We start from the raw sequence: 11,746 nt of genomic DNA on the forward strand, positions 1-11,746 counted from the left end.
AATCGAACGCATTTAAAAGCCAAAAAACACGTTAACAAAATATAGGCAAAATGTGGCATAAACAGATAAAAACAATACAACTTCACCGCCTGACAGGATTATTTTCCTCGCCAGACAGATTGTCATCTATGGTATAGTAGGCCCAATTTTTGTTATATCGTCGGCAAGCATAGCGTGTAGACCCCTTCAGGAGCCGTGCGCCGACTTCCGTTTGCCAAAGGAGATTCTATGAATAACAACGACTTCCCGACAGCTTCTATACCAGAAACACTGGCTCATGAAGTGAGCTGTCTGAAAGTGCTGATGACGTTGATGCTGAAATCCATCGGTCAGGCTGACGCTGGGAAAGTGATCGTTAACATGGAGAAATACGCGGCTCAACTGGAAGACCCTACCCAGGCTGAGATATTCAATACAACGATTAAGCAAATCAAAACAGTCTACCGTCGCTAATCAAATCCCATCGAACAAGATTATAGCCACAATTGTTCGATGGGTATAAATCATGCTTATCTGATTAATAAAAAAACAGAGATAGAAATAACAATACACAAATACTGACAAGATGTCTTATATTTCACCAACAAACGGAATTTATTGAGTAGACATCGGATCTGTATTTGACCATTTTTATTTAAAATGAAATTTTCTAAATGAAAAAAAAGTGAAAAAAGAAATTATCTTGGTAATTAAACATCGCGTCGTATTCGTATGAGCAGCTAATCACGCTCATGAAAGGAAGTGTTGGTGGGTCGTATAGGGCTCGAACCTATGACCAATTGATTAAGAGTCAACTGCTCTACCAACTGAGCTAACGACCCAACGGGGACGGATTATTCTCCTCTTAACGCCATCTGTCAAATAGTTCATCCTACTTTTTTCACCACAGCCTATTCAACGAACACCTTGTAACCCATCACTATTTTCCCTTCCTGTTTCCCCTCCCGGTTGACTTCCCCCAGTTGCAACCCGATGCAAATAGGTGGGTATCGCTTCCTATCATTCACCGGATGCAGCTTTACCCGATAAGCAGGCGCGATGTTCTCAACTCATCATCAGATGAATACCGTGTTATTATTAATCATTCTGATTTCTTATCACTTGAGGGTGATTCGTTCTCCCCTTTATCACGACAGACAGGATCCGGAAACTACAACAAATGACAGAACAAACGCCTCACTCCCCGGATAACACCGGGCATAGCGACCTGCGGCGCAATCTTACCAACCGCCATATCCAGTTAATTGCCATCGGTGGCGCTATTGGCACCGGCCTATTCATGGGGTCGGGAAAAACGATCAGTCTTGCAGGCCCATCGATCATCTTTGTTTATATGATCATCGGTTTCATGCTGTTTTTTGTTATGCGTGCGATGGGGGAACTGCTGCTCTCTGACCTTAATTACAAGTCATTTAGTGATTTCGCCGCCGATTTGCTCGGACCGTGGGCCGGATTTTTTACCGGCTGGACATATTGGTTTTGCTGGGTGGTAACCGGTATTGCCGATGTCGTCGCCATCAGTGCCTATGCACAATTCTGGCTGCCGGATTTATCACAATGGATTAGCTCACTGCTTTGTGTGTTGCTGCTCCTGACGTTAAACCTTGCCACCGTTAAGCTGTTTGGCGAAATGGAGTTCTGGTTCGCCATGATTAAGATAGTCGCCATCGTCGCACTCATCGTGATCGGTGCCGGACTGGTTATCATGCACTTCACCTCACCTTCTGGTGCGGTCGCATCCGTGAGCAATCTGTGGCAGGACGGAGGGTTTTTTCCTAAAGGGCTCAGTGGCTTTTTCGCCGGTTTTCAAATCGCGGTCTTTGCCTTTGTTGGTATAGAGCTGGTCGGCACCACCGCGGCGGAAACCAAAAATCCTAATGTGGTATTGCCACGCGCTATTAACGCCATCCCCATACGCATCATCATGTTCTACGTCTTTGCGCTGATCATGATTATGTCCGTAACGCCATGGAGTCATATTGCGGCGGATCGCAGTCCGTTTGTTGAAATGTTTGTCCTGGTTGGGTTACCGGCGGCGGCCAGCGTCATTAACTTTGTGGTACTGACATCCGCAGCGTCCTCCGCCAATAGCGGGGTTTTCTCCACCAGTCGCATGCTGTTCGGGTTGGCCAGACAAGGGGACGCCCCGGCACGCTTTGGCCAACTATCTAAACGCGCCGTACCTTCAGCAGGCCTGCTCTTTTCATGCCTGTGCCTGCTTTCCGGTGTGGTACTGATCTATTTAATTCCCAACGTCATGACGGTGTTTACCCTGGTGACGACCGTCTCCGCTATTCTGTTCATGTTCGTATGGAGCATTATCCTGTGCTCTTATCTGGCGTACCGTCGGCATCGCCCACAGCTACACCTCGCCTCTTCATACAAAATGCCATGTGGTATAGTAATGAGTTGGGTTTGTCTGGTTTTCTTTGCTTTCGTTCTGGTATTGCTGACGCTGCAGCCGGATACACGGCAGGCATTGATGGTGACACCAATATGGTTTGTGGTGCTGGCAATCGCCTATCAGCTTATTCGCCGACATAGAATGCAGGCCCAGGCATAAGCCCCAGACACCAAAATAGAGTGTAAAACAGCCAGTGATTCAATACGGTCAGCTACACCTGCTGGTATAGCTGACCGTATCCGATTAAACACTTACTGTTTGTCGTACACCGTTCACCGCGTGCTTTGCTTGTTCACACTGATTCAAAATAGTTTGTGCATGCGAATACAGAATCTTGCCCGCTTCAGTCGGCGTTACGCCACGACGACTACGTACCAGCAATTGCTTCTCCATTTCGCTTTCGAGCGTGGCAACTTGCTGGCTCAGCGCTGGTTGCGCAATATGCAACATTTCAGCGGCCTGGGTCAGGCTGCCAATATCAACGATTTTTACAAAGTATTTGAGCCGTCTCAGATTCATGTGTACCTCCTGAATAGTTACGGCTTAGTAGTAGCAAGAAGCGCGCCAGATCATTTCACTATTATCAAAAAAAGTGCTCCAGTGGCTTAACCCACTTAAAAATAAGTAAAAGCAATGATGGCAGCCGCAACAGTAACAATACTAATTCCCCCATCATGAGCCGCTACCCGCCCATAGCTCAGCCCACTCGCACTAAAATAGTGCAAACGCTGCTATCTGAAAGTGCATTCCTGAACAATGTCGACCATCGGCTGGTGTAAAAAACGTCGACTACCGCAATAATTTCAATAATTTGATTATAAGTTCAGCAAACAGTCATCCCCGGCGCTATCATGCTTTGACAAGCACTCAGGCTGCCGCTATCATCCACACCAATTAGAGATTCCTCTGTAGTTCAGTCGGTAGAACGGCGGACTGTTAATCCGTATGTCACTGGTTCGAGTCCAGTCAGAGGAGCCAAATTCAGAAAAGCAGATGTCGAAAGGCATCTGCTTTTTGCTTTTTATTTAGCACCATAGCGTGAAATATCTTCCCGATGCATTTTCAGTTTTCCCTCTGCATCGGAAAAATGTGAGGGTCAGATTTAGGGTCAGGGTCAACTGACCCAAAAGCGAGATTATCCATCCAGATCTTGATGGGATAATCTGAATCGATATCACCAAATATCAGGACTCGCACTTCCCAAGGGTTAAAACAAGAAATCGCCAGCACGTCAGCAGGCAGAGTGGCACTAAAATAATACATCTCAGTGCCCACCTTTTCTCATTTCATTTCAGCAGCCTGATCAAACTGCTGCCTGGCGGCTTCGACTTCAGGCAATTTATCGAGCGTCCATTGATGTAGTTCACGAAATGGTTGCTGTAAGGTCCGGCCCAGCGGGGTGATTTCATATTGTACTGCCACAGGCGAGAAGGAAAGAATCTGTCGCGAGACCAAACCATTGCGTTCGAGTTTCCGCAGGCACTGCGTCAGAGCCTTTTGCGTAATGCCCTCAAGTCGCCGTTTAATGGCATTATATCTCTGTGGTCCATCATCTAGTACAGCCAGAACCATCATTGACCATTTATCTGCAATTTGGTCAAAGAGTGCCCGACTCGGGCAATCCGATGAGAAACACTGTGGGTGTAAAGTCAGCATAATGGGTTTCCTTCGATATACCTGGGTTATTCAAGGTGCCTAATTGACATCAGGTCTACAAAATATACCTAATATGACTCCCAACACAATGGAGTCGATTGGTATGTCTCACAATAAAACCAGCATTCTGTTTAGTCCCTTTTCTGTCCGTTCTCTTCAGCTTAAAAACCGGATCGTAATGGCACCTATGACACGGCTTTTTGCACCAGATGGTATACCGGGAGAAGCAAATGCGGCCTATTACCGACGTCGTGCAGAAGGAGGCGTCGGTCTGATCCTTTCGGAAGGCACTGTTGTCGATCGCCCTGCGTCCCGCAACGATTCAGGTATCCCCTTTTTCCATGGGGAAGCGGCACTGACTGGCTGGAAAAACGTGATTGATGCTGTACACAATGCAGGTGGCCGCATGGCACCGCAGATCTGGCATACAGGTGCAGCACGTTATATCAACGGCTGGGAACCAGATGCCCCTGTTGAAAGCCCGTCAGGTTTTGATGCGCCTGGAGACCCTCGCGGCGTTGCAATGAGTGAAGAAGATATTGCGGATACAATTTCGGCGTTTGTGAAGGCAGCATCTGATGCTAAACGCTTAGGCTTTGACACGGTCGAAATCCATGGAGCTCATGGATTTCTGATCGACCAATTCTTCTGGGCGGGTACTAACCTGCGTACCGATCGTTACGGCGGTACCACAATAAAAGAGCGTACGCGCTTTGCCAGGGAGATTGTCGCTGCTGTTCGTCATGCAGTCGGCCCTGATTTTCCGATTATCATGCGAGTCAGCCAATGGAAGCAGCAGGATTTCGGAGTCCGAATTGCCGAGACTCCGGCGATGATGGAAGAATGGTTATTGCCGCTGGTTGAGGCTGGCGTCGATATTCTGCATTGCTCGCAGCGCCGGTTCTGGGAACCGGAATTTCCTGAGATTGATGGTGAAAACGGCCTGAACTGTGCGGGTTGGGCGAAAAAGGTGACTGGAGCTGTGACAATTAGTGTCGGTTCAGTTGGACTGGATAACGATGTTACTAATGCTTTTGCTGGAAAGGGAGCTGCGCCTGCAAGCCTTGAGCGACTCGTTGAACGCATGGAGCGTGAAGAGTTTGATCTCATCGCTGTGGGGCGTGCTCTGCTAAGCGACCCTGATTGGGTAACTAAAGTAGAAAGTGGTAATTACTCATCATTAAATGGATTTAATCCGACATCCCTTGCCGGGTTGGTTTAAAGCTGAATTTTTAGCAGAATTAAGCTGTAACACACTTTCTAACTGGCCGAATTGTAAAAGCAGGACAGTGGAGCAGAAACGTAGGCTCGCAGAGTTGATCACCCGATACGCAGTAGAAAAGGCTGGCGTCAGCCAGGACGATGTCACCCTTATAATGCATGCTATTCACTTGAAGAGCATGAGATTCGGCGGTGAAAAACCGGTCTCTGACATCAACCTTTCTATGCGTTGAGTAAACAAGTAAGAAAGACGAATCGGCCCTGTTCTTGAAGACAGGGCCGTAAATTTGCCTTGAAACGGATGTCTCGTTCGTTTATCAGGCGTGGGGCTCATGTGGCTCCAATCCGACACCATTCTCTGGACAGGTATCGGGATGAATGTAACCATCGCTAAGGCCGAGGAATTACTGATGCGTACCGAACCGGAAACACGGACTGCATTCCTTGTGCCCGCTCCTAAAGAGGTAACACTATGACCCACTGGCATTTCTACGAACCGGCGCAAGGGCATTCCCTGCGTCATGACCCGCTCAACGCCATCGTAGCTCCGCGACCGATTGGCTGGATCAGCACAGTATCTAAAGACGGCGTACGCAACCTTGCACCCTACAGCTTCTTCAACCTTTTCAACTACAAGCCACCGATCATCGGCTTTTGCTCACTTGGTGCGAAGGACTCGCTTGCCAACGCGCGTGACACCGGCGAGTTCGTATGGAATCTGGCGACGCGAGAACTCGTCGAGGCGATGAACGCCTCTGCGGCGATGGTACCAGCACATGTCGATGAGTTCGAGTTAGCCAAGCTGGAGACGTTGCCCTCTGCCAAGGTGCGGCCATCGCGTGTTGCAGCTAGCCCAGTGCAGTTTGAATGCGTAGTCACCCAGATCGTACAGCTTGAGGCGCAGGGCGGCGCGGCACTTCCAGCGTGGCTGGTGTTGGGAGAAGCAGTAGCAATCCATATTGACCGGCAATTGATCAAGGACGGCGTGTACCAGACTGCGCAGGCACGACCGATCCTGCGCGGCGGTGGGCCAGCCGACTACTTCGAAATCAGCGCGGAGCAGCTTTTCAAACTTGAGCGACCGATTGATTGACTCGACGTCGAGCGACTAAAGCAAAAAGGCTGAAGGCGAAAGCTGTCGCTATGCATGGAGATGATCTTACCCACCATTAGTGGACACGCGACTAAGTGAGTAAACTCTCATATGTTTATCACTGAGTCATTTGTTGCGATAAGTGTTTCTGCAATAAGGCTTAATTTTCTCTCTCTGATAAACCGTCCAAGACTCTGACCCGTTTCCGAAAAAAACAATCTCTGCAAATGCCATTTTTAATATCCAGATTTGATAGCTACATCATCAATTTTCAGTGGCATTTCGATGTTATTATTGACCCAAACAATTAAGTCCATTACAAATTCTTTTCTGTTCTTCATAACCGTAATCTCAGCGTTACTCTACCAGAAAAATACATTCTCATCGGGCTTATAGATTCAAAAGATGATAATTCTCCGGTTCTGCAGAAATACTCAACAAAGACAATACTTGTCATTATGGTGTGACGGATATACTGGCGGACAGTCCCGCCACCAATTCGATGCCCTCCGGCAACGTGTCTATATGAATCCGAACCGGGATACGCTGCGCGAGCCGCACCCAGCTAAATGTCGGCTCGACATTAGGTAGGCCAAGCTTCCCCGTCTCGTCATTGCTGTCACCTATTCCACGTCCGATACTCTCCACATGACCTGTGATTACCGGCTCAAACCCCATCAGCGAAATGTGTGCAGTATTTCCCACGCGAATATGGTGCAACTTAGTCTCTTCAAAATAGCCAACCACCCAAAAACTTTGGGCATCGATGATGGCAACGTTAGTTTCTCCCGCCATGGCATAGTCGCCAGGGCGGAGCCGCAAATGCGTAACATAGCCCGCAACCGGGGACCGGACAGTGGCATGAGACAAATTAAGCTCTGCAAGGTTCAGTGTAGCCTGTGCCCCCTGATAATTGGCTGCAGCGATACTGGCTGCGCTGGCTGTTTGCTGTAAATCCTCACTGGAAATCATCCCTTTGATCTGAGAGCGTCGCCTGGCCGCATCCTGGCGCATCAGCATCTCATAACGCTTCGCCTCAACATCTGCCTGTGCGCTGACCACTGCCAGCTTCAGCCAGTGCGGGTCGATGGAATAGAGCACATCGCCACGATTAACCCACTGATTATCGCGAACGGCCACATTCAGCACCGGTCCGGAGACATCCGGCGCAATCTGTACCACCTCCGCACGAACCCGGCCATCGCGGGTCCAGGGCGTTTGCGCATAATGTTTCCAGAGAATAAAAGCCAAAAGTGTAGCCACCGCCACCGCGCTTAGCGTCAGCGCGTAGCGGCCCAGTAGAGAAAGTAACGATTTCATGCAAATAACCCCAGCTCGGTCAGTCCCTGCAACAGCAGGTAAAAAGTAATAATACAGATGGAAAAATCGATCATCGGGCGAAGCGGCAAGCGGCGGTAGCCCTTGCTGAACGAGAAAAGCGGCACGATTAACAGCGTACAGGTCATCGCGACGAGGGCAATTATCAGCAGACCTGGTACAAAAACGCCCCCAATATTGAAGTCATTGATCATCGTCTGGCTCCATTTTCTGATCACGTAATGCGCAGTACAGATCAACCAGTCGGTCGACATACTGTCGCGATAGTTCATCTGTAACGGGCAAGCGGCTCTCAATCAGGATGGCAATACGTTGAAGTAAGGTGCCAATGTCTGTCGCGCGGGTAAGGAGAGTGAGTATTTCTGTTATTTCTTTGTTCGCATGCGCATCACATTGGCGTAAGTACATGACACACAAGCCTAGACGTAGAGCGTGCAACAGATGATTCAGTGCTAGTTCAGGTGACTGTCCGCTGCGCTGCAAACGCGGCAGTATCAATGCAGCCCGATCGATCATCAGGTTAGTCCAGTGGGTTTCGTCGATATTCAGCACACCTTTCACGCTGCGGTTAATATCGCGCTGGCATAGTTTAAGCAGGCGTTTTATCGCCGCATCTGCCTGCACGGTTTGCAGAAGGGCCATGCCGAACACCGCAAAGCCGGTAGCAGAGAATAATGCGATAGAGGTATTCACCGCCACGGCAAAATCCCCGCTGTAGTGTGTACCTAACTCGCACAAAATGGGCAGAGTCAGGGTGATCCCCATGGCCATAAACGTGGTGGGTGGTCTGGCCTGGAGCGATCCGGCCAGCAGATATATCGGAGCTAAAACCGCTACCAGCACGATAAAATCACTGACTTGTGGTAGTAGGGCGAAGCTGTAGATCAGGCTCATCACAACCCCCCAGAAGGAGCCGATAATGTATTTCACAATATGCGGGGCGGGCGTATCGAAGCTGCCAAACAGGGTGCAACAGACGCCAAGGATAGAAACCGCCGTGCCGCCATCAGGCCAGGCCGAGAAAATCCACACCAGACAACCGCTCAGGATGATGGCAAAAGCGCCTGACGCCATGCGGGCTGCAGTCATGAAATCCCGGTGGAATACATACCCTTTCACCGTATATTTTTCTGCGTGTGTCGGTGCGATCTTCACGTGATGTATGGCATCAGAAAGACGCTCGCACTGCTGGGTAAGGACAATAACTTCTTTCAGATAGCGTACGAAACTTACCCGCAAAGCATCTTCAAACGTCAGCACTTGCGCCGCGTGCCAGTGCAGCAATTGTTCACTGCGTTTTCTGAGCGCTTCAGCCGCGTTTTTACATTTTCCTTCATCTTTACACACAAGCCAGGCCTGGACATCACTCACCAGGGTTTGTACATCGGCAGACATCCCCGCCATCAGCGACAGGCGATCGCGTAATTCACAGTTGATGATGACTAATCGAGCCAGCCGGTCATGGATCCCTTTTCTGGCTTGCCGGATCGGTACAGAGAGCGCGAAATCATAAGGAATATGATGGCTGATGCCCTGCAGAAACTGCAACGCCAGTGCCATATGCAGCGGCCCGGAAACAGCATCGGGTTTACCTGCTAAAGTGTCTGCGACCCGCTGTCGCGCCGCGTGCAGCGTCTGCGATAATTTACTGTTGAACTGGCCGGAGATGCGCGCGGGCAATACATAGCGATGAATAAGCGCCGCACAGAAGATACCAATCATGATTTCCTGTACCCGAACAATAGCGATGTTAAAAATCGCGCCAGGGTCGGATACCGCAGGAAAGCCAATCAAGCTCGCGGTGTAACCAGCCAGGACAAAGCCATAGGCGCGGGGCGTGCGTTCCAGCAGAGACAAATAGAGGCAGAAGGTGATCCAGCCAGTCAGTATCACGCTGCAAAATACTGGCGTATTCACGAATGCGGGTATAATTAATACTGTCATGCTCGCACCAACTACCGTTCCCGCCAGACGATACAGGCTTCGACTAAGCGACGCTCCGACTGAGGTTTGCGAAACGATATACACGGTGATAATTGCCCAGGAAGGCCGCTCAAGGCCAATTGACAGGGCTATGTGGTATGCGAGCATCGCTGCAGCAAAACTCTTCGCAGAGTAGAGCAGAGCGCCGGCATCATTCAGCAGCACAGGAGAAGCTGCACCGCGTAGCCGATGGCATATCGCGTGTAAAAAATGAAAGTGACTAGCGTTGATTTTTCTCATGCCGGAAATTATTACCGGCTTGCATACCCTCTTAAATACTCTATTCTGTCAAAAAATACCTAAATGTTGCCAATACTATGTTGCCCCCACTCGCCAATACGCTGTTTGATCCGGACTCCACACCCTGCCCCGCAGTCGCGCGTCATCTGGATTTCGTTGATTACGCGGCAGAAGTGCCGGTACATACACACCGTAAAGGGCAATTGATTATTGCCCTTTATGGCGCGGTAATTTGCCGTGCCGAAAATGACATCTGGATCGTGCCGCCCGATTGCGCCGTCTGGATCCCAGGCGGAGTGCCACACAGCGCCAAAGCGACCTGGAATGCTCATCTCAACTATCTGTTTATCGAGCCTGGCACCGCCGCGCTTCCAGAACAATGCTGCACCCTGGCAATTTCTGGTCTTATCAAAGAACTCGTTGCTCGTTTAACCTGCGAGGATGTCGAATACCCACCAGAAAGCCATCTCGCCAGACTGACCAGAGTGACACTTGATGAATTAGCCACCATGCCGCAGCAGAAACTGAGCCTCCCGGTGTCGTCACACCCTAAAATCCGCGCCATGGCTGATGCGTTGGTCAGTCACCCTGACGATAGAAGCACGTTCAAAGCGTGGGCAAAAAGGCTTGCACTCAGCGAGCGTTCTCTCGCGCGTTTGATGCTGCGCGAAACCGGGCTGACATTCGGACGCTGGCGTCAACAACTTCAGCTGATAATCGCTCTTCGGGAACTAGCAAGTGGCGTGTCGGTACAGAATGTTGCGGCAAATCTCGGATATGAATCGGTTAATGCGTTTATCACCATGTTCAAAAAAACAATGGGCAGCACGCCCGCTCACTACTTTGCCGAACGGAAAATAAATGTACCTTAAACTGGTACGCTACGGCATCAGGTTATTACAGGCGGTTTGTGACGAACCAAATCATTACGTCATTGCAAAAGCCTTGTTCATCTCGCAATCAACCACTTCTGACAGAAACCGCCAGGCAATACGTGTTAGCTTATTTGTCAGCGCCGCGGCGGCTTTCATTTTCCCCCGGCGCTCAGTGACATGATTAAGCTATCAAAGCACACGGGAGAAAAAACTGCCCTTGCATAGTCGGGCGTAGCCCCCCTTGATCCGCAGCGATAAAATGGGTTTGAGCATGTGAGCTACCTCTTACATGAGCATTTACTCACTTAGTTGCATGTCCACCATTTCACTATGAATTCACCATCCTAACGATGACGATCTATCTGCTATTAGTCATCAACGCAAAATCAAAAAATAAGTTAACCAACTCATTTTAAATAACCCTCTACAAAAAAACTTTTTCTCTCTTAATTACGGGGTAAATCACATCAGGTGAAATACTTTCAAAAAACTTATTTACATCTGGATGTATTTTATTTTGATTTTTTAAAGATACAAATAAAAACACAACATAAAAATTTACAAAAAATCACCGAGTAAACTTACACAGACATGGAATTATTCATTTGGTCATAAAAGCACACTCATTACAACCGTGATGCCATCAAATATCGAATTGAAATTTCAAGGTCATATCACCACCAGCCACGTCACAATCGCAGAGCGTATTGCGTTGAAATCACGTGTGTTACCCTTTGTTCTATGAGAGCCCCCTAACATTCTCCTAATCATTCCGTCATATTTAATAAACCTACGTTGTATTTAATAATGGGATTGTTAGTATGCAACACGAGCGTTACCGCTTTTTGTTTTGATTTACGTTCCTGCACCTTTATCAAAACAGGTAACTCTGAATTTTTCAAAAGGATGTGTCAGATTAAATAGGGACTAATTCAT

Annotated in this window: 10 protein-coding genes, 2 tRNA genes and 1 pseudogene; 7 read left to right on the forward strand and 6 right to left on the reverse strand. The window is 48.8% G+C overall.

Annotated features, from left to right (window positions below):
- Positions 1 to 228 precede the first annotated feature (228 nt).
- Positions 229 to 453, forward strand: a complete 225-nt coding sequence (locus LF929_RS13315; protein WP_016940985.1) for a DUF2594 family protein — start codon at positions 229 to 231, stop codon at positions 451 to 453.
- Between the two features lie 292 nt (positions 454 to 745).
- On the opposite strand, the gene LF929_RS13320 is transcribed toward LF929_RS13315, so the two are convergent.
- A tRNA-Lys gene (locus LF929_RS13320) sits at positions 746 to 821 on the reverse strand.
- A 338-nt stretch (positions 822 to 1,159) separates the two neighbouring features.
- Between LF929_RS13320 and cycA the strand changes: the two genes are divergently transcribed.
- Complete coding sequence (gene cycA, locus LF929_RS13325; RefSeq protein WP_038907536.1) at positions 1,160 to 2,563, forward strand: D-serine/D-alanine/glycine transporter; 1,404 nt, start codon at positions 1,160 to 1,162, stop codon at positions 2,561 to 2,563.
- A gap of 96 nt (positions 2,564 to 2,659) precedes the next feature.
- Here the strand turns inward: cycA and LF929_RS13330 are convergent.
- Positions 2,660 to 2,923, reverse strand: a pseudogene (locus tag LF929_RS13330) (LysR family transcriptional regulator); the annotation flags it as partial.
- A gap of 383 nt (positions 2,924 to 3,306) precedes the next feature.
- On the opposite strand from LF929_RS13330, the gene LF929_RS13335 reads away from it, so the two are divergent.
- Positions 3,307 to 3,382 (forward strand) — tRNA-Asn (locus LF929_RS13335).
- 303 nt (positions 3,383 to 3,685) lie between these two features.
- Here the strand turns inward: LF929_RS13335 and LF929_RS13340 are convergent.
- Complete coding sequence (locus LF929_RS13340) at positions 3,686 to 4,060, reverse strand: helix-turn-helix domain-containing protein (protein WP_038904898.1); 375 nt, start codon at positions 4,058 to 4,060, stop codon at positions 3,686 to 3,688.
- Positions 4,061 to 4,163: 103 nt separating this feature from the next.
- Here LF929_RS13340 and LF929_RS13345 point away from each other — a divergent pair, with 103 nt between their 5' ends.
- The 3 genes from LF929_RS13345 to LF929_RS13355 all read left to right on the forward strand — a co-directional run bounded on the left by LF929_RS13345 (position 4,164) and on the right by LF929_RS13355 (position 6,374).
- Positions 4,164 to 5,282 (forward strand): NADH:flavin oxidoreductase, encoded by a 1,119-nt coding sequence (locus LF929_RS13345; protein ID WP_210177060.1) that lies wholly within the window; start codon positions 4,164 to 4,166, stop codon positions 5,280 to 5,282.
- A complete protein-coding gene (locus LF929_RS13350; RefSeq protein WP_226092949.1) occupies positions 5,245 to 5,514 on the forward strand; it encodes a tautomerase family protein in 270 nt (89 codons plus the stop codon). The genes LF929_RS13345 and LF929_RS13350 overlap by 38 nt, the downstream gene beginning before the upstream one ends.
- Before the next feature lie 239 nt (positions 5,515 to 5,753).
- Positions 5,754 to 6,374 (forward strand): flavin reductase family protein, encoded by a 621-nt coding sequence (locus tag LF929_RS13355; RefSeq protein ID WP_038904901.1) that lies wholly within the window; start codon positions 5,754 to 5,756, stop codon positions 6,372 to 6,374.
- Positions 6,375 to 6,830: 456 nt separating this feature from the next.
- Here the strand turns inward: LF929_RS13355 and LF929_RS13360 are convergent, their stop codons facing one another.
- From LF929_RS13360 to LF929_RS13370, 3 genes are read right to left on the reverse strand one after another with little or no spacing between them, the layout of a single operon-like run.
- Positions 6,831 to 7,694 (reverse strand): HlyD family secretion protein, encoded by an 864-nt coding sequence (locus LF929_RS13360; protein ID WP_038904902.1) that lies wholly within the window; start codon positions 7,692 to 7,694, stop codon positions 6,831 to 6,833.
- The gene (locus LF929_RS13365) at positions 7,691 to 7,906 is read right to left on the reverse strand and encodes a DUF1656 domain-containing protein (RefSeq protein WP_210175913.1); all 216 of its coding nucleotides are present in this window, start codon (positions 7,904 to 7,906) and stop codon (positions 7,691 to 7,693) included. Before LF929_RS13365 ends, LF929_RS13360 begins: the two co-directional genes overlap by 4 nt.
- Positions 7,896 to 9,935: an FUSC family protein gene (locus LF929_RS13370; protein ID WP_226092950.1), complete on the reverse strand. Its 2,040-nt coding sequence runs from the start codon at positions 9,933 to 9,935 to the stop codon at positions 7,896 to 7,898. Before LF929_RS13370 ends, LF929_RS13365 begins: the two co-directional genes overlap by 11 nt.
- A gap of 77 nt (positions 9,936 to 10,012) precedes the next feature.
- Between LF929_RS13370 and LF929_RS13375 the strand changes: the two genes are divergently transcribed.
- Positions 10,013 to 10,807 carry a helix-turn-helix domain-containing protein gene (locus tag LF929_RS13375; RefSeq protein ID WP_038904906.1) on the forward strand — a complete coding sequence of 265 codons (795 nt, stop codon included), beginning with the start codon at positions 10,013 to 10,015 and terminating at the stop codon, positions 10,805 to 10,807.
- Positions 10,808 to 11,746 lie beyond the last annotated feature (939 nt).

The organism is Dickeya oryzae (genome assembly GCF_020406815.2).
GTDB lineage: Bacteria > Pseudomonadota > Gammaproteobacteria > Enterobacterales > Enterobacteriaceae > Dickeya > Dickeya oryzae.